Below are 16,394 nucleotides of genomic sequence, written 5' to 3'. Positions count from 1 at the left end.
ATGATGAGCTATAAGAAGGCGAACGATGTTTTGCCGCACTCCTTATTGAGGGCGGTCCAACAGTATATAGACGGTGAATACATTTACATCCCACGGAAAGCGGACAACAAGCTGCCATGGGGTGCACGGACGGAGACCAGGAAGACTCGTCAGGCAAGGAACAGAGAAATTCTGGACAAACACCTGGCGGGATGCTCTGCTGCCGAACTGGCCGATCAATACTTCCTGTCGACAAAGTCTATATACAAGATCCTCAACGTTGGCAAAAACAGCTGACATCCGAAAGCGCCCTGATCCGATTCAGGGCGCTTTCTCTTTTCTGAAACAAAAGGTGGGGTGCATTCCGTCGTCATGCAGCATAGCGTGCCCTCAAGCAAACATCAGCCATGAGGAGAATACCATGAGCACACCTTTTACTGACAACTACGACATGACCTTTCTTCTGGACACCATGATGGGACCGAATGCCATGCGCATTATGGAAGAAATGGCAAACTCTCTCCCTATTTCCCGAGGCATGCGTATTCTTGACCTGGGTTGCGGAATGGGAATCTCTTCCATCCTGCTTGCGGAAAAATATGATGTGACAGTGTTCGCGGCTGATTTGTGGATTCACCCCAGCGAAAACGCGAAACGCTTCGCAAGCTTGGGACTCGATTCGAAGATATTTCCCCTTCTGGTTGATGCGACGAAGGAGATTCCGTTTGCACATGAGTACTTTGATATGATCATAAGCGTGGATTCATATCAGTACTTTGGCAATAACGAAACCATGTTGCCGAAGCTCCTGCCTTTTGTGAAGAAAGGCGGCCTCGTGGCGATTGCCGTGCCTGGGTTCACACACGATTTCCCCGAAGGACAGTTGCCGGAAGAAATCCGGCCCTTCTGGACGCCGGAGTGGTATTTCTATTCCTGCGGCTGGTGGCGGGCGCTATGGGAAAAAGAACCCGGCATTACGATCACCGAACTCCGCGAGATGGACTCATGCGAACAGGCTTGGGACGAATGGCTGCAATCCCCAAACCCCCATGCCCAGAGCGACATCCCCATGATGGAAGCTGGCGCGGGGAAGTATTTCAACATTGTTCAAATGATAGGCAGAAAAAACTGACCTTCGCCCCGCACTGAGGACTGCGTGCATCATCCGCCCACGCTGCTGCGCGCAGCAACGGACTAGTCGCGCTGCACACGAAGCACACGCCACCGTCGAAGAAAAAAGGAGCCTGACCGATCAGGTCAGGCTCCCGAGATTGTTGACAAACCCCTTTTTCCAGGCTGTTCAAAAAGGCCCAGATACAAGGCGCAAGAAAAGCTCAAGGTCGACGCGTATTTGCAATACACGAGGATTTGAGCTTTTCGCAGCAACGCAGCAGATGGGACTTTTTCAACAGCCTGGGCCCGGCGAAACCGGGCTTACAGTTTCAGGGCGCGGTCGAGGCGGGCCAGGGTCTTTTCGCGGCCCAGCGCCGCCAGCGTCTGGTGCAGGCCCGGGCTCTGCGTGGAGCCCGTGACCGCCACGCGCAGCGGCTGGGCGATGACCTTGAAACTCGCGCCCGAGGAGGCCACGTACTCGCCAAGGGCTCGCTCCACCGTCTCCTCCCCGAAGTCTGGCAGCGCGGCCAGCATCCCGCGCATCTGCGCCAGCCGCTCCCTGGCCTCCGGGGTCAGGAACTTGGCCACGGCGGCCTGATCGTAGATAAGCGCGTCGTCCGCCACGAAGAAGAAGGCCGAATTCCTGACGAACTCGACGAGCGTCTTGGCGCGCGGCTGGTAGTGCGGGATGACGCGCAAAAGCGCCTCCCGCTCGGGCACGGGCAGCGACAGGGCCTCAAAATGACGCGGCAAGAGGTCGGCCAGCCGCTCGGGGCTCGACTCTTTGATGTAGTGGCTGTTCAGCCACAAGAGCTTGTCCATGTCAAAGACCGCGGCCGAGGTGCCCAGATTCTCGATGCTGAAGCAGCGGATAAGTTCCTCGCGCGAGAATATCTCCTGATCGCCGTGCGACCAGCCCAGGCGGGCCAGATAATTGAGCATGGCCTCGGGCAGGATGCCCTGTGCGTCGTACTCCACCACCGAGGTCGCGCCGTGGCGCTTGGAAAGCTTCTTCTTGTCCGGACCGAGGATCATGGGCACGTGGCCGAAGCGCGGCGCGGATATCCCGAGCGCGCGGTAGATCTGGATCTGGCGCGGGGTGTTGGAGATGTGGTCCTCGCCGCGCAGCACATGTGTCACGCCCATGTCCGAGTCGTCCACGACCACGGCCAGGTTGTAGGTCGGCGAGCCGTCGGAGCGGCGCAGGATCAGGTCGTCCATCTCCTCGTTGGCCACACTGATCGGTCCCTTGACCATGTCGTCGTAGGACGTGACGCCATCGAGCGGGGCCTTGAGACGCACCACGCGGCCCGGTCCGGGGCCGAGCCCGCGCTCGCGGCAGCGGCCGTCGTACTTGGGCTTCCTGCCCTCGGCGCGGGCCTTCTCGCGCATGGCCTCGACCTCTTCGGGCGTACACTCGCACCAGTAGGCCGTGCCCGCTTCGAGCATGGCATCCACGGCCGCGTTGTGGATGTGGCCGCGCTCGGACTGGTAGACGAGCTCGCCGTCGTGCTCAAGGCCAAGCCAGGCCATGCCGTCCAGAATGGCCCGCGTGGCCTCGGGCGTGGAGCGCTCGCGGTCGGTGTCCTCGATGCGCAGAAGAAATTTGCCGCCCTGGCTGCGGGCCAGAAGCCAGGAGAAAATGGCCGTGCGCGCGCCGCCTACGTGCAGGTAGCCCGTGGGGCTCGGGGCGAAACGGGTGACGATCTCGCTCATGGGTATCCTCAAAAATTCGATGATGATGGGTGACGGTTCGGCGCGGGCGTCCGCTCGACCGCTACGCGGACGGGCAGCAACTCGTAGACGCGGTCGGCGCGTCGTCTTGCACGGCTTCAACGGCCACGACTTCGGGTACTTCCTTGAGCACGACCTTCTCGACGCCGTTGCGAAGCGTGAGCCGCGACATGGGGCAACCCTTGCACGCGCCGGTCAGGCGCACGCGCACCACTCCCTCGGCCGTGATCTCGACAAGCTCCACGTCGCCGCCGTCGCGCCGCAGATGCGGCCTGATCTTCTCCAGGGCGGCTTCAACCTTCTCGCGCATGGCGCACCTCCGTTCCGGTCGGCAGTGGGTAGCCCCTCGACCGGGCGTTGTCAACGCGACGGGGCTGTGCATGCACCTTGTGCAAATACATACACATACCTAGTGCAACATGTTGCACAACTACGCCCGGACGTCGTACCGCCATCTCCACTCAACACTTTGATTTAAATACTTTTTCACGTTTGGCACGGGTCTCGCTAAAGGGCAGGCATGAACGACGCCACACACATCACCACCAGCGTCATGAGGAGGATCGACATGAAACGCACTCTTACCATCCTGGCCGTAACCGCCATGCTGGCGGGCCTTCTGGCCACCAACGCCTTCGCGCGCGGCCCCGGCTACGGCGGATGCCCCGGCTTCGGCGGCGGTCCGGTAGTCATGACGCCCGAGCAGCAGCAGGCCTTCGAAACCATCATGGACGAGCATCAGAAGAAGATGTTCGAACTGCGCCAGGAAATGTGGGCCAGGCAGACCGAACTCGACGCCCTGCAGGGCAACGACCCCAAGCGCATCCAGACCCTGGTCGCCGAAATGAAGGACCTGCGCGCCAAGGCTTTTGCCGAACGTGAAGTTCTGACCAAGAAGCTCGAAGACGCCGGCATCGACGCCCCGGCCTTCGGCGGACGCGGCGGCAAGCGCGGCGGACGCGGCGGCGGATGCGACTGCGACGGCCCGACCTTCGGCAAGCGCGGCGGCCCCGGCGGCCCTGGCGGACGCGGCTAACCAACCAAATCTCACCTTGCCTTCCTGATCCCCTGATGCCTCACACACACGCCCCTGCCGGGTCCGGCGACGCCTCCGCCGGACCCGGCCCCCTCGGGGGGCGCAAGCGCTCTAGCCAAAAGCCCCCGAAGCGGGCTACAAACTTGCCCCCATGGATATCCAGGCCGAAAATAAAGGAAGCGGAGCCGCGGGCGTCATGGCCGTCGCGGCCATGCTCGTCGTTGCGGCCAGTCTCATCTTCATGGCCTGGGACGGCGTCCGCCGCCAGCAGGAGCTTCTCGACCGCCACCTGACCCTGACCGCCGGGGTCGTCTCGCGCGGGGTGCAGGTGCACCTGATGCGACGCCTGCGCCCGGCCATGCCGCACCCCGGCCCGGAACGCCATGACGAGCGCGGCCCAAGGCTCGGCCAGCGCGAACCCCCGCCCGACAAAAGCTTTTTGGGACTTGGCCCCCTGGCCGACGAATTCTTCCGCGAGACCGTGCAAGGCAGCGACGTGCGCTGGCTTGGCCTGGTCACGGCGGACGGTCGGCCGCTCGTCGCCTTCGGCGAGCAGGACATGGGCGGACCGCCCAAAATCCCCCGCGAAGCCCTTGCGGCCATGGCCGCTGGCCAGCCCTGGCACGGTTTCGTCCCCATGGGCGAGCGTCGCGTCTTTCTTTCGCTCGAACGCGCCGCGCGACCGCTTTCGCAACTGTGCTCCATCGATCCGGCGCTGGGCTGCACACCCGCCGAAGCGGAAACCGTCCATTTCGCCCTCGGCCTTGGGGCCGAGGAATACCTGCGCATCTCCGCCGAGGAGACGCGCGCGGCCATGTACCAGACCGGCTTCATCCTTCTGGCGTCGAGCCTGTTCCTATTCCTGGCCAGCGCCTACGCGCGGCGGCGCGAGACGGGCCAACGCCTGGCGCGGCTGGAACGCTTCAACTCCCGCCTCTTGGACACCATGCCCGACGGCCTCCTGACCCTGGACGGCGAGGGCCGCGTGGACGCCGCCAACCAAAGCGCGCTCGCCCTTTTGGGCCGTCCGGCCGAGGAACTCATCGGCCGCGACGTGCGCGACGTCCTGCCCGAGGCGGCCGCGTCCGACGAGGCGGCGCGCACGGCCATGGCAGGCGGCCACCGTCTGGAGATCATCGCACGCGCCTTGGGCGAACCGGGTGAGGGCCGGGGGCGCATCATGCTCTTGCGCGACCGCACCGCCGAATCGGCCCTGGAGGAGCGGCTGAAGTCCGCCGAGAAGCTGGCCGCCGTGGGCCGCATGGCGGCGGCCGTGGCGCACGAGGTCAGAAATCCGCTCTCCTCGCTGCGCGGCTTCGCCCAGTTCTTCGCCAAAAAACTCTCCGGACAAAAGCCCGACGAGGACTACGCCGCGACCATGGTGCGCGAGGCCGACCGCCTGAACAAGGTCATCACCGACCTGCTCTTTTTGGCCCGGCCCAGGGCGAAGAGCCTTTCGGCCGTGCCGGTGCGCGCGGCTGCCGAGAACGTGGCCAGGCTCCTGGCACTGGACGCCGAGGAGCACGGGGCGGAAATCAACGTCGAAGTCGAGGACGCGGCCGTGCTGGCCGATGCCGACGGCCTTTCCCAGGTGCTCCTGAATCTGGTGCTGAACGCCCTGGCCGCGCTGCCCGAACACGGCGGCACGGTGCGCATCCTGGCCACGCGGGAAGGCCCGCTTACGCGCCTGACCGTGGCCGACAACGGCCGGGGCATGGACGAGACCGAGCGTGAACGGGCGCTGGAACCGTTCTTCACCACCCGGCAGGGCGGCACGGGCCTTGGGCTGTCCATCGTCCAGGGAATCGTGGAATCCTGGGGCGGGCGGCTGGAGATCGAAAGCGCGCCGGACGAAGGCACGCGCGCGCACATCATCTTGAACGCAGCGGCCGAGGGGAGCGAGAACCATGGCTGAACGCACGGTGCTGGTCATCGATGACGAGCCGGGACATCGCCTGATGCTCGGCGCGGTGCTCACGGACAAGGGCTGGCGCGTGGAAGAAGCTGGCGGCGGCCGCGAGGGGCTGGCCCGACTTTTGAGCGTCAACCCGGACGTGGTGCTTTTGGACATGCGCATGCCGGACATGGACGGCTCGGCCGTGCTGGCCGAGATCATGGCCCAGCGGCCGGGGCTGCCGGTGATCATGCTCACGGCCTTCGGCTCGGTGGGCGCGGCAGTGGAGGCCATGAAGCACGGCGCGCACGACTACCTGACCAAACCCGTGGACAACGACGAGTTGGCTGCCGTGCTGGAGCGGGCCTACGATTTCGCCCGGCTGGTGCGCGAGAACGCCCTGTTGCGCGAGGGCCGAAGCGAAGGCCCGGTGCTGGTGGGGCAAAGCCCGTCCATGGACCGCCTGCGCGAGGTCATCGCCCAGGTGGGCCCGGCCGAGGCCACGGTGCTGATCCAGGGCGAGTCCGGCACGGGCAAGGAGCTCGTGGCCGAGATGCTGCACCAGGCCAGCCACCGCTCGCGCGGGCCGCTCGTGCGCGTGAACTGCGCGGCCCTGCCCGGCGACCTCCTGGAATCCGAACTCTTCGGCTACGTCAAGGGGGCCTTCACCGGCGCGGTGAGCAACAAACCCGGCCGCTTCCAGCTTGCCGACGGCGGCACGATCTTTCTGGACGAGGTGGGCGAGTTGCCGCAGGCCTTGCAGGCCAAGCTCCTGCGCGCCTTGCAGGAGCGCGTGATCGAGCCCTTGGGCGGGGTCAAGCCCGTGCCCGTGGACGTTCGCATTCTGGCCGCCACCAACCGAGACCTCAAGGCCGAGGCCCAGGCCGGACGCTTCCGCGAGGATCTTTACTACCGGCTGGCCGTGCTGGAACTGACCATCCCGCCGCTGCGCGAGCGGCCCGACGACATTCCGCTTCTGGCCGCACATCTTCTACGCAAGCTGGGCGAAAAGAACCGCAAGCAGGTGCGCGAGCCCTCGCCCGCGTTCCTGGATGCACTGCTCTCCTGGAACTGGCCGGGCAACGTGCGCGAATTGGAGAACGTGCTCGAACGCGCATTGATCCTGGCCCGGGCCGACACCCTGACCCCGGACCTTTTGCCGCCGCAGATCGTGCGCGCCTGGGGTGGGCTGGGCGAGGCTGCGCCGGATCAGGGCCGCACGCGAAAAGACGTGGGTGCGGATCGTCCGTCCGGGGGGGGTCTCGCTTCGCTGCGCGAACTGGGAGCGCGGGGCTCGGGCTCGCTGGACGACGTGGAGCGCGAGGCCATCGAGCGCGCGCTGGCGGTCCACGGCGGCCACCGCGAAAAGACCGCCGAGGCTCTGGGCATCAGCCGCCGCACGCTGCAATACAAGCTCAAGAAGTACGGTTTGCTGCGAAGATAGGCCTTCAGGCCGCCGCCCTGTGTCACAATGCATAGGCATGCGCGTCCTTGACCGCAATGCGCATAATGCGTATCTTTCCCGCATGACGAGCCGCGAGGTGATCAGGAAGCTGGAGCAGGCCGGGTTTCAGCAAGTCGCCAAGAAAGGCAGCCACCTCAAGATGCGCCATCCCGACGGACGAACAACCATCGTTCCCGATCCCCGAAAGGACATCAAGAAGGGGACCTTGCGCAACATCGAACGCCAGTCGGGCGTCACACTCCAGCAATGACCGGCCAACGGCAGCGAGGAAAAGCCATGAAGTATCCCATCATCGTGCATACCGACCCGGACACGCCCGGATTCAGCGCGACCATCCCCGATTTTCCCGGATCCTTCACTGCTGGCGACACCATGGAAGAACTTGAGACCGGCGCGCAGGAAGCGGTCGAGCTCTTCTTCGAGGACACCGAGAACGCGCCCCCCCCGCCCTCTCCCCTTGACGTCGTCCTCGCCAGCGAGGAGGCCAGGGACGGGGCCGTGGTCATGGTGGAGATCGACCTCTCCTTCCTGGAAAAAAAGGCCCGCCCCGTGAACGTCACCATGCCGGTCTACGTGCGCAACATCATCGACCGGGCGGCCAAGTCACGCGGCATGACCCGCTCCGCCTTCATCGTGGACAGCGCCCTCAAGGCCGCCGCGCGCGGCAAAAATCCCGACGCCTGAGGACTTCAGGCCCGGCCGGGGCAAACATCCCGCTTGCCTTTCGCGCGGGGCCGGTGCAGATTCCGCGTCATTCGCCTTCATCCGGAGACGCCCTATGCAATTTTCCCGGCGCATGGCCAATGTCCGACGGTCCTACATCCGCGAAATCCTCAAGGTCACGCAACGGCCCGAGGTCATCTCCTTCGCGGGCGGCCTGCCAAGCCCCGACCACTTCCCGGTGCGCGGCTTCGCCGAAGCGACCCAGGCCGTGCTCGACGAGGCCGGGCCGCAGGCGCTGCAATACTCCACCACCGAGGGCTTTCCTCCGCTTCGCGAGTTCATCTCGCGCCGCTATCGCGAAAAATGGGGCCTGGACATCCCGCCCGAGGAAATCCTCATCACCTCGGGATCGCAGCAGGGATTGGACCTGATCGCCAAGACCCTGCTCGACGAGGGCGACACCGTGCTCATCGAGCGGCCGGGCTATCTGGGAGCCATCCAGTGCTTCTCCATGTTCGGCGTGGAATTCTCGACCGTGGACCTGACCCCCTCGGGGCCGGACCTCGAACAACTCGCCCTGCGCCTGGAGGAAGGCGCGCGTCTCTTCTACGTCGTGCCGACCTTCCAGAACCCCTCCTCCACGGCCTGGGATCTAACCACGCGCCAGGAGGCCGCCCGCCTGCTGGCCGCCTCGAACGCGGTGCTGCTGGAGGACAACCCCTACGGCGAACTGCGCTTCCTGGGCCACGACATGCCGCCCGTGCGGGCCTTTTTCGACGACGAGCGGGCCGTGCTCATGGGCTCGTTCTCCAAGATCGTGGCTCCGGGGCTGCGGCTGGGCTGGATCGCTGCCAAGCCCGCGCTCATGCATCATTTGGTCACGGCCAAGCAGGCCTCGGATCTGCACACCTCCACCTTCACGCAGCGCGTGCTGGCGCGCTTCCTGGCGGACACCGACCTCGACGAGCACATCGCGCTGATCCGCAAGGAATACGGCGAGCGCCGCGACTGCATGGTCGAGGCCATCGAGAAGCACTTTCCCGTGGAGGTCACGGCCTCGCGGCCCGAGGGCGGCATGTTCCTGTGGTGCGAACTGCCCGAGGGCGTCTCCGCGTCGGCGCTCTTCGAGAAGACCATCGCCTGCAACGTGGCCTTCGTGCCGGGCAGGCCCTTCTACGTGGACGGCACGGACAACGCCTTCAGGCTGAACTTCTCCAACTCCACGCCCGAGCGCATCAACGAGGGCATCAAGCGCCTGGGCGCGTGCCTGCGCGAGGCGCTGTAGCCGCACGCCTTTTCGACCACACATCAAAAACGAGCCCGGCGGGAGAACCATCCTCCCGCCGGGCTCGATATTTTTGCAACGCCACTCCTCAGAGCGCTCCGAAAGCGCCGAAGCCGACGCGTATTGCCAATACGCGAGGGTTTGACCGGTTCGAAGCAACGCCGCAGACGACGCTTTTTCAGCATCGGCCAGAGCGCTCAAAAGGCGTCGGATGCAAGGCGCAAGAAAGCGCCGGGCCCGACGTGTATAAAGATATACACGAGGGATCGGCGCTTTCGCAGCAACGCCGCAGACGGCGCCTTTTCAGCGCTCTGCAAAGCGTTCGAGCATGTAAATGCCGTAGGATGCGCGAAGATTGGGCAGGAAAGTCACCACTCGCCCTTCTTCTTCGTGGTGGTGCGTGGTGATGGTCACCTCGCGGCGCACGGCAAAGCCCTTCTTGCGACAGAAACGGCGGAAATCCTTGATCGGGATGACCCGGATGTTGGGCGTGTCGTACCACTCGTAGGGCAGTTCGCGCGAGACGGGCGCGCGGCCCAGAAGCAGGAACATCAGGCGGTTGTACCAGACCGCGAAGTTGGGGAAGCTGACGATGCCCCGCCGCCCCACGCGCAGCATCTCGCCGATGAGCCGGGCTGGCTCGTAGACCTGCTGCAGGGTCTGGGAGAGGATCACGTAGTCGAAGGACTGGTCCGGGTAGTCCGCGATCTCGGCGAAGATGTCGCCGTGCAGCACGGTGAGACCCTTGGCGATGGCGGCCGAGGCCTTCTCCTCGTCGATCTCGACGCCCGTGCCGCGCACGCCCTTCTCGCGCGTCAGATGATCGAGCAGCACGCCCGCGCCGCAGCCAAGGTCCAAAACCCGCGCGCCGGGCTCCACCCACTGGGCGATGACCGAAAGATCAAAGCGCATCGCCGCCCTCCCGCACCCTGGCCAGAGTGTCCGTCAAAAAGCCCGTGATCAGGGAGTTGAGCCGGGCGCTGGGCAGCAGGAAGGCGTCGTGCCCAAGGTCGGCCGTGATCTCGCAGAAGCTGACCTGCAGGCCGTTCTTCTTCATGGCCTGGACCATGGCCCGCGACTGGTAGGTCGGATAAAGCCAGTCCGAGGTGAACGAGGCCACCAGATAGCGGCAGGCGGCACGCGAGAAGGCGCGGGTCAGCGAGCCGCCGCCCCAGGCCTGGGCCAGGCTGAAGTAGTCGGCCGCCTTGGTCAGGTAGAGGAAGGTGTTGGCGTCGAAGCGCTCGGTGAACTTGCGGCCCTGGTGGCGCAGGTAGCTCTCCACCTGGAATTCGGGCTCGAAGCGGTAGGTCAGGCTGCAGCGATCCTGAAGGTTGCGGCCGAACTTGCGGCGCATGGCCTCGTCGGAAAGATAGGTCACGTGGCCGACCATGCGCGCCACGGCCAGGCCGTAATCCGGGAAGGGCCCGCCGTGATAGGCCCCTTCGTTCCAGGCGGGATCGGCCATGATGGCCTGGCGCGCGACCTCGTTGAAGGCGATGGCAAGGGCCGAGTGCTCGCAGGTGGTGGCCAAGGGGATGGCCGAGGCCACGCGCTCGGGATAACGCACCGACCATTCGAGCACCTGCATGCCGCCCACGGAGCCGCCCACGACCGAGAGCAGGCGCTTCACGCCCAGGTTATCGAGAAGCAGCCGCTGCGCCTCGACCATGTCGCCGATGGTCACGATGGGGAAATCCATGCCCCAGAATTCGTCCGTGCCGGGCTTGATGGAGGCCGGGCCGGTGGAGCCCATGCAGCTTCCCAGCACGTTGGAGCAGACCACGAAATATCTGTCGGTGTCTATGGGCTTGCCCGGCCCGATCATGATATCCCACCAGCCGGGCTTTTGGTCCTCGCTAGTGTAGTAGCCTGCGGCGTGCGAATCGCCGGTCAGGGCGTGGCAAACGAGCACGCAATTGTCGCCCTCGGGCGAAAGCTCGCCCCAGGTCTCGTAGGCAAGGGTCACGGGGCCGATCTCGCGGCCGCATTCCAGGCGCAGGGTGTGCGGCGGTTCGGCCAGGGTGGCGAAGCGCTTCTCCACGCGCCCCACGGAACCGCCGACAAGGGAAGTGACGTCGTATTCGCTCATGATTTCGTCGTCATAGCCATGCCGCGCCCAGGCTGCAAGCCCGGACGGCGAAAACGGAGCTTGAACACGCGAGTACTTCCGGCATCAGGCCTCGGCCGGGGCGACGGCCGGCGCCTGGGCCTTCGCGCGTAGCACGCGCCAGGTGAAACGCGTCATGAGCGCCAGGGTCAGGGCGATGAAAAAGGCGTTCACGCCGAAGATCAGGGCTTCGAGCCCCTGCGTGTCGAGGATGGCGTCCGGGATCTTGACCAGTTGCACGCCCATCTCCATGAACAGGCCGATGACCAGAAAGCACATGCCGTAGCCGTGGCTCAGATGGTCCAGCCGCTCCTGCACGGGCGAAAGCATGGCCGGATAGAGCCGTGCGAACTTCATCAGCGATTCGCGCTCCTCCGCCAGCACGCCGTAGGCGATGAGGATCGTGCCCAGGCCGTCGGAAACTCGTTCGAGTTCGTCGATGTCGTCGGCGGCGCTTAGGACCAGGGGCACCATGTCCCACAGGATGTCGAAGGCGATGGCCATGATCGCCAGATTGAACAGGACGATGGCCGAGCGGCCCGAAAACGGACGCGCAAGGAAGGAAACGAGCCTGGACACGGACGGCCTCCTGCGGGATGGATGCGGCCCGGTCAACAACCGAGCGCGGCTTCGAAAGCTTCCTGGACCTTGTCCGCCGGACGTCGCTCGGGCACGGTGCGCCTCTCGATCCTGCCGTCGCGGTAGGCTTCGGAGACGTAGAGCGCGCAGTAGCAGGCCCCGTACTCGGCCACGTCGTCGGCCCGGTAGGCGCAGGGACAGATGATATCGCGGTCCTTGTCGTACTGCCCAGTGGCCAAGCGGCAGGGGCAGGCCATGTAGCCGTAGCGCTCCTTGTTCACCAAAAGCCCTTCCAGCAGTGGCATGGTGTAGGACTCGTCAGGATTAAAGAGGAAACCCTGCTTTTCCTGCAAGGGCTTGAGCCTGGCGTAGAGTTCCTTGGCGTCCATGAAGATACCCCCCTGCCCCGGCAGCACCCGTGCGTCTCTTGCGAGCGGGCGCATCCGGATCGGCTGATCAGCGCGTACGTTTGCGTACCTGGGCGTATTCGGGCGCGGTCAGCCGCTCCCTTTCCTTTCTTCTCTCGACTATAGCTTCAGTGCGGCCTTCAGATCGGCCTCATTGAAGCCCACGACCACCGTGTCGCCCACCAGTATGGTGGGAAAGGACAGGGCGGAGTTGTGCTTTTTCACTTCCTCGATGGTCTGCTTGCGCTCGTCGCCTTCGAGCTTGTCCACGTATGTCAGTTCGTAAGCCACCCCGCAGTCGTCGAGGAACTGCTTGGCCTTCTTGCAGTGGATACAGGTGGTAAGTCCCCAGAACTTTATGGAATCCGTAGGCATTCGCTGTTCCTCGTTTGTGATCTGTCAATGTATGGAAGAATGGGGCATCGTATCGGCTTGCCGCGCCATGTCAACACGCTTCTGCGCGCCGGGGCGGGTCATCCCCGCCGCGCGAACCACGCTTCGAGCCGCCGCGAGGCAAGGGAGAGCGAGAGGCAAAGGGCCAGGTAGCAGGCGAAAACGGTCAGCCAGACCTCGTAGACGCGCGAGGTCGAAGCCATGACCGCCATGGCCTGGAAGGTCAGCTCCGGGATGGAGATGACCGAGACGATGGACGAGGCCTTGATGGTGGCGATGAACTGCCCGGCCAGGGAGGGCACGGAGCGCCGAAATGCTTGCGGCAGCACCACGCGCACCAACCTCTGGCGCGGCGAGAGGCCGAGCGCGTAGGCCGCTTCCCACTGGCCGCGTTCCACGGAGAGAATGCCTGCGCGCACGATCTCGGCAATGTAGGCGCCCTCGTAGAGCGCCAGGGTGAGTACGGCCGAGCAGAAGGCCGTGAAGCGCGCGGGCGGCGCGGCCCAAAAGGCCAGCGTCTCCTGCCAGGGGGCGGAGAGCCCGCGCGCCATATCCTCCACGCCGAGCCAGGCCATGATCTGGTCGCCGATGAAGAAGTAGAAGAGGAAGATGAGCACGAGCGGCGGCGTGTTGCGCACGAAGGTCACGTAGCTGCCCGCGACGAGCCGCCAAAAGAGCCGCCCCCGGCGGCGGCCCGGACCGGCTACGGCCGATCCGGCCACGCCCATGAGCGTGCCGACGATCAGGGCCAACCCCATGGACCAGACCGAGAGCTTGAGCGTGGTCAAAAGCCCCTGAGTCAGGATATTGGCCACGAGCGCCCCGGTCTCGGGATCGCGCCGCGCGAACATGGTCAGCACCGAGGACCAGCGCCACTGGTAGTCCAGGTCCACGGCGAAGAGCCAAACCACATAGCCCGCTACTGCGGCCAATAGCGGCAGGAGTACGGCATCGAGCTTGGTGGAACGGACTTTGGTCAGTGGCTGCATATCTGTCGGCTCATTCCACAGACCGCTAACGGTCTGCCCGTTCCTTCACTAAGGCAACTGATCCGCCCAGTCGCGGGTTTCGAACCAATACCGGCGACGCTCCTTGAACCAGCCCTCGGCCTCCACAGCCCTGATCCAGGAGTCCAGCAGATTCAGGGAGTCGGGATCGCCCTTGCGCAGGGCCATGGCGTTGGGCTCGCTGGTGAAAGTGCCGGAAAAGGGCAGATAGAGCTTGCCGGGATTGGCGATGGCCTCGAAGGCGGGTTTGGGCGCCATGGAGACGAAAGCCTGGGCGCGGCCGGAGAGCACTTCCTGTACGGCCTGCGGCTCGTCGTTGAAGAGCAGCAGCTTGGCCTTGGGCAGGAATTTCTCGGCCGCCTTGGCCGCCGTGGTGCCCGCGCGGGCCGCCACGGTCACGGAGGGGTCGTCGAAATCCTCGATACGCGTCTTGCCGGGCAGGCGCTGCGTGTTGGCCACGATAGACATGCCCGAGACGTCGTATGGGATGGTGAAATTGACCTTCTTGGCGCGATCGGCCCGGATGCTCATGCCGCCGATGATGACGTCGAACTTGCCGGTCAAAAGCGCCGGGATGATGCCGTCCCACTTGGTGGGCACGAGTTCGAGCCTGACCCCGAGATCCCCGGCCAGCCGCCGGGCCACGTCGATCTCGAAGCCGATGAACTCGCCGTTCTTGTCTTTCATGGCCCAGGGCTCGAAGATGTCCATGCCCACGCGCAACACGCCGCGCCGAAAGACCTGCTCCATGGTCCCGGCCTCGGTCAGGTCGCGCCGCACGTCGGCCATGGCGGGCAGCGCCGCGAGAATGGCCAGCAGGCAGGCGATGATGATAGTCGTGCGTCTCATGTCGTTCTCCTTGTCGTACGTCTGATTCCGGGACGCACGGCGTATGCGTCGCGCGTCCGGACGATTTGCCTAGAGGATCTGGCTCAGGAAGCGTCTGGTGCGCTCCTCGCGCGGGGCGAGGAAGAATTCGGCCGCCATACCCTCCTCCACTACCGCGCCCTGGTCCATGAACACGATGCGGTCCCCGGCCTCGCGGGCGAAGCCCATCTCGTGGGTCACGACGATCATGGTCATGCCCTCTGCGGCCAAGCCGCGCATGACCTCCAGAACCTCGCCGATGACTTCCGGATCGAGGGCGCTCGTGGCCTCGTCGAAGAGCATGATCCTGGGCCGAAGCGCCAGGGCCCGAGCGATGGCCGTGCGCTGTTGCTGCCCACCGGAGAGCGCCGAGGGATAACTGTCCGCCTTGTCCAAGAGTCCCACGCGGTCGAGCAATTCGCGACTAGCAGCCGTGGCCTCGGCCCGGCTCTTGCCCTGGGCCAGCCGCTGCGCGAGGTTCACGTTCTCAAGCACGCTCAGGTGCGGAAAGAGGTTGAAATGCTGAAAGACCATGCCCACCCGCCTTCGCACCAGATCGCGGTTCGCGCGCGATGCCTCGACATCGATCCCATCCACGACGACCCGGCCCGCGTCAGGGCTCTCCAGGCCGTTTATCATGCGCAAGAGCGTGGACTTGCCCGAGCCCGAAGGGCCGATAACCACCACCACCTCGCCCTGACGCACGTCGAGGTCCACCCCGCACAAGGCGCACTGCCCACGCTCGAAAGACTTGCGCACGCCCCGCACGGAGACGACGACCGGGCCAAGCGGCTTGGCCGGGGGCCGGGCGGGTTCGGTTCGTTCGACCAGAAACGCCATGCTCAAGCCTCCACGCGCACGCGCCTCTCCAGGGCCCGCGAGAGCGCCGAGAGGGTGCAGGTCACGATCAGATAGAGCGCGGCCGCCGTGAACCATATTTCGAAGGTCATGAATGTGTCGGAGACGATTTTTTGCGCCTGAAACGTCAACTCGAAGATCGAGATGATGGACAAGAGCGCCGAATCCTTGACCAGGGCCACGGTCTGGCCGGTCAGCGGCGGCAGCGCACGGCGAAGCGCCTGGGGCAGGATGACCCTGGCGTAGGCCTGGCGGGTGGAGAGTCCCAGGCTGTAGGCGGCCTCCCATTGGCCGCGCGGCAGCGAGACGATGCCCGCGCGCATGATCTCCGAGGCGTAGGCCCCCTCGAACAGGGCCAGGGCGATCACGCCCGCCCAGAACCGGTCCATGTCCAAAAGCGGCGCGAAGACGAAATAGACGACGAATATCTGGATCAGGAGCGGAGTGTTACGCACGGTCTCCAGATAGCAGCGCGCCACCAGACGGCCGGTGAAGGAATTCGAAAGCGAGAGCAGGCAGGCCGAAAGGCCGATCACGAAGCTCAACGGCAGGGCCAGGGCGGCGATCCAAAGCGTCAGGGCGAGACCGGAAAGCAACGGTCCGGCCGTGAGACCGGCCTCGCCCGTCTCCAGGATGAAGCGCGGCACCGCGTACCATTGCCAGTGGTAGCCGAGGTTTCGCGCGCCCTCCAAAAGGCCGTGCGTCACGATCGCGACGAGCGCCACGAAGGTCGCGAGATCGGGCAGGACGCGCCATAGCGCCTCGGCCTTGCATACGGAGCGCGGCATCGGCGAATCGGGGGCGGGCGAGGAGAAGGGAGTGGGGGTGCGGGCGTTCATGCGTCACGGCCGGGGCCTTTCGGCCCGTCGCTGTCTCCCGGGCCCGAGGGTTCGGTGCAGCCGGTGATGAAAAACTGCTTGCCGCCCAGGATGGTCAGGCAGCCGATTCTGCGCATGGATCGTTCCTCCCAGAAATGGCGCGGACGCGCCTGCATGCCCGGTCCACGC

Annotated in this window: 19 protein-coding genes; 8 read left to right on the top strand and 11 right to left on the bottom strand. The window is 65.0% G+C overall.

The genetic code is table 11. The features are described from left to right. The first annotated feature begins 3 nt into the window (after positions 1–3). Both DSAT_RS09575 and DSAT_RS09570 read left to right on the top strand, forming a co-directional pair. Positions 4–276, top strand: a complete 273-nt coding sequence (locus DSAT_RS09575) for a CD3324 family protein (protein WP_020887303.1) — start codon at positions 4–6, stop codon at positions 274–276. 124 nt (positions 277–400) lie between these two features. Beyond that, positions 401–1,111: an SAM-dependent methyltransferase gene (locus DSAT_RS09570; RefSeq protein WP_020887302.1), complete on the top strand. Its 711-nt coding sequence runs from the start codon at positions 401–403 to the stop codon at positions 1,109–1,111. 302 nt (positions 1,112–1,413) lie between these two features. Here DSAT_RS09570 and gltX read toward each other — a convergent pair whose 3' ends face one another. Both gltX and DSAT_RS09560 read right to left on the bottom strand, forming a co-directional pair. Beyond that, complete coding sequence (gltX, locus tag DSAT_RS09565) at positions 1,414–2,808, bottom strand: glutamate--tRNA ligase (RefSeq protein WP_020887301.1); 1,395 nt, start codon at positions 2,806–2,808, stop codon at positions 1,414–1,416. A 61-nt stretch (positions 2,809–2,869) separates the two neighbouring features. Then, positions 2,870–3,136 (bottom strand): NifU family protein, encoded by a 267-nt coding sequence (locus DSAT_RS09560; RefSeq protein WP_020887300.1) that lies wholly within the window; start codon positions 3,134–3,136, stop codon positions 2,870–2,872. 258 nt (positions 3,137–3,394) lie between these two features. Between DSAT_RS09560 and DSAT_RS09555 the strand changes: the two genes are divergently transcribed. The 6 genes from DSAT_RS09555 to DSAT_RS09530 all read left to right on the top strand — a co-directional run bounded on the left by DSAT_RS09555 (position 3,395) and on the right by DSAT_RS09530 (position 9,169). After that, positions 3,395–3,862, top strand: a complete 468-nt coding sequence (locus DSAT_RS09555; protein ID WP_084712802.1) for a Spy/CpxP family protein refolding chaperone — start codon at positions 3,395–3,397, stop codon at positions 3,860–3,862. 196 nt (positions 3,863–4,058) lie between these two features. Continuing rightward, entirely contained in the window at positions 4,059–5,777 is a 1,719-nt protein-coding gene (locus DSAT_RS09550) for a two-component system sensor histidine kinase NtrB (RefSeq protein ID WP_152490281.1), read from the top strand. Next, positions 5,770–7,200 (top strand): sigma-54-dependent transcriptional regulator, encoded by a 1,431-nt coding sequence (locus tag DSAT_RS09545; protein WP_020887297.1) that lies wholly within the window; start codon positions 5,770–5,772, stop codon positions 7,198–7,200. Before DSAT_RS09550 ends, DSAT_RS09545 begins: the two co-directional genes overlap by 8 nt. 37 nt (positions 7,201–7,237) lie before the next feature. Continuing rightward, a complete protein-coding gene (locus tag DSAT_RS09540; protein WP_020887296.1) occupies positions 7,238–7,471 on the top strand; it encodes a type II toxin-antitoxin system HicA family toxin in 234 nt (77 codons plus the stop codon). Between the two features lie 26 nt (positions 7,472–7,497). Beyond that, positions 7,498–7,905 (top strand): type II toxin-antitoxin system HicB family antitoxin, encoded by a 408-nt coding sequence (locus tag DSAT_RS09535; RefSeq protein WP_020887295.1) that lies wholly within the window; start codon positions 7,498–7,500, stop codon positions 7,903–7,905. A gap of 94 nt (positions 7,906–7,999) precedes the next feature. Next, on the top strand, positions 8,000–9,169 hold the full coding sequence (locus DSAT_RS09530) for an aminotransferase-like domain-containing protein (protein WP_020887294.1): 1,170 nt from the start codon (positions 8,000–8,002) through the stop codon (positions 9,167–9,169). Positions 9,170–9,472: 303 nt separating this feature from the next. On the opposite strand, the gene metW is transcribed toward DSAT_RS09530, so the two are convergent. The 9 genes from metW to DSAT_RS09485 form a co-directional block, all read right to left on the bottom strand. Further along, a complete protein-coding gene (gene metW / locus DSAT_RS09525) occupies positions 9,473–10,081 on the bottom strand; it encodes a methionine biosynthesis protein MetW (RefSeq protein ID WP_020887293.1) in 609 nt (202 codons plus the stop codon). After that, positions 10,071–11,258 carry a homoserine O-acetyltransferase MetX gene (metX, locus tag DSAT_RS09520; protein ID WP_020887292.1) on the bottom strand — a complete coding sequence of 396 codons (1,188 nt, stop codon included), beginning with the start codon at positions 11,256–11,258 and terminating at the stop codon, positions 10,071–10,073. The genes metW and metX overlap by 11 nt, the downstream gene beginning before the upstream one ends. An 84-nt stretch (positions 11,259–11,342) precedes the next feature. Beyond that, positions 11,343–11,855 (bottom strand): hypothetical protein, encoded by a 513-nt coding sequence (locus tag DSAT_RS09515; RefSeq protein WP_020887291.1) that lies wholly within the window; start codon positions 11,853–11,855, stop codon positions 11,343–11,345. A 32-nt stretch (positions 11,856–11,887) separates the two neighbouring features. Further along, on the bottom strand, positions 11,888–12,244 hold the full coding sequence (locus tag DSAT_RS09510; RefSeq protein WP_020887290.1) for a ferredoxin-thioredoxin reductase catalytic domain-containing protein: 357 nt from the start codon (positions 12,242–12,244) through the stop codon (positions 11,888–11,890). A 138-nt stretch (positions 12,245–12,382) separates the two neighbouring features. Continuing rightward, the gene (locus DSAT_RS09505) at positions 12,383–12,637 is read right to left on the bottom strand and encodes a glutaredoxin family protein (protein WP_020887289.1); all 255 of its coding nucleotides are present in this window, start codon (positions 12,635–12,637) and stop codon (positions 12,383–12,385) included. A gap of 98 nt (positions 12,638–12,735) precedes the next feature. Further along, positions 12,736–13,644: an amino acid ABC transporter permease gene (locus tag DSAT_RS09500; protein ID WP_020887288.1), complete on the bottom strand. Its 909-nt coding sequence runs from the start codon at positions 13,642–13,644 to the stop codon at positions 12,736–12,738. Between the two features lie 48 nt (positions 13,645–13,692). Beyond that, positions 13,693–14,511, bottom strand: coding sequence for a transporter substrate-binding domain-containing protein (locus tag DSAT_RS09495; RefSeq protein ID WP_020887287.1), 819 nt, complete (start codon positions 14,509–14,511; stop codon positions 13,693–13,695). 69 nt (positions 14,512–14,580) lie between these two features. Beyond that, positions 14,581–15,369, bottom strand: coding sequence for an amino acid ABC transporter ATP-binding protein (locus DSAT_RS09490; protein ID WP_020887286.1), 789 nt, complete (start codon positions 15,367–15,369; stop codon positions 14,581–14,583). Between the two features lie 2 nt (positions 15,370–15,371). Further along, positions 15,372–16,226, bottom strand: coding sequence for an amino acid ABC transporter permease (locus tag DSAT_RS09485; protein ID WP_020887285.1), 855 nt, complete (start codon positions 16,224–16,226; stop codon positions 15,372–15,374). Positions 16,227–16,394 lie beyond the last annotated feature (168 nt).

Origin of the sequence: Alkalidesulfovibrio alkalitolerans DSM 16529 (assembly GCF_000422245.1) — a bacterium.
GTDB classification, from domain to species: domain Bacteria; phylum Desulfobacterota; class Desulfovibrionia; order Desulfovibrionales; family Desulfovibrionaceae; genus Alkalidesulfovibrio; species Alkalidesulfovibrio alkalitolerans.
This window is presented reverse-complemented; position numbering and strand designations above follow the sequence as displayed.

Bases quoted from the DNA above. Each gene is read 5' to 3' on its own strand.
- DSAT_RS09560 (WP_020887300.1), bottom strand. From the start codon at position 3,136: ATGCGCGAGAAGGTTGAAGCCGCCCTGGAGAAGATCAGGCCGCATCTG.
- gltX (WP_020887301.1), bottom strand. From the start codon at position 2,808: ATGAGCGAGATCGTCACCCGTTTCGCCCCGAGCCCCACGGGCTACCTG.
- DSAT_RS09510 (WP_020887290.1), bottom strand. From the start codon at position 12,244: ATGGACGCCAAGGAACTCTACGCCAGGCTCAAGCCCTTGCAGGAAAAG.
- DSAT_RS09555 (WP_084712802.1), top strand. From the start codon at position 3,395: ATGAAACGCACTCTTACCATCCTGGCCGTAACCGCCATGCTGGCGGGC.
- DSAT_RS09550 (WP_152490281.1), top strand. From the start codon at position 4,059: ATGGCCGTCGCGGCCATGCTCGTCGTTGCGGCCAGTCTCATCTTCATG.
- DSAT_RS09540 (WP_020887296.1), top strand. From the start codon at position 7,238: ATGCGCGTCCTTGACCGCAATGCGCATAATGCGTATCTTTCCCGCATG.
- DSAT_RS09530 (WP_020887294.1), top strand. From the start codon at position 8,000: ATGCAATTTTCCCGGCGCATGGCCAATGTCCGACGGTCCTACATCCGC.
- DSAT_RS09570 (WP_020887302.1), top strand. From the start codon at position 401: ATGAGCACACCTTTTACTGACAACTACGACATGACCTTTCTTCTGGAC.
- DSAT_RS09485 (WP_020887285.1), bottom strand. From the start codon at position 16,226: ATGAACGCCCGCACCCCCACTCCCTTCTCCTCGCCCGCCCCCGATTCG.
- DSAT_RS09505 (WP_020887289.1), bottom strand. From the start codon at position 12,637: ATGCCTACGGATTCCATAAAGTTCTGGGGACTTACCACCTGTATCCAC.
- DSAT_RS09490 (WP_020887286.1), bottom strand. From the start codon at position 15,369: ATGGCGTTTCTGGTCGAACGAACCGAACCCGCCCGGCCCCCGGCCAAG.
- metX (WP_020887292.1), bottom strand. From the start codon at position 11,258: ATGAGCGAATACGACGTCACTTCCCTTGTCGGCGGTTCCGTGGGGCGC.
- metW (WP_020887293.1), bottom strand. From the start codon at position 10,081: ATGCGCTTTGATCTTTCGGTCATCGCCCAGTGGGTGGAGCCCGGCGCG.
- DSAT_RS09495 (WP_020887287.1), bottom strand. From the start codon at position 14,511: ATGAGACGCACGACTATCATCATCGCCTGCCTGCTGGCCATTCTCGCG.
- DSAT_RS09575 (WP_020887303.1), top strand. From the start codon at position 4: ATGAGCTATAAGAAGGCGAACGATGTTTTGCCGCACTCCTTATTGAGG.
- DSAT_RS09500 (WP_020887288.1), bottom strand. From the start codon at position 13,644: ATGCAGCCACTGACCAAAGTCCGTTCCACCAAGCTCGATGCCGTACTC.
- DSAT_RS09535 (WP_020887295.1), top strand. From the start codon at position 7,498: ATGAAGTATCCCATCATCGTGCATACCGACCCGGACACGCCCGGATTC.
- DSAT_RS09545 (WP_020887297.1), top strand. From the start codon at position 5,770: ATGGCTGAACGCACGGTGCTGGTCATCGATGACGAGCCGGGACATCGC.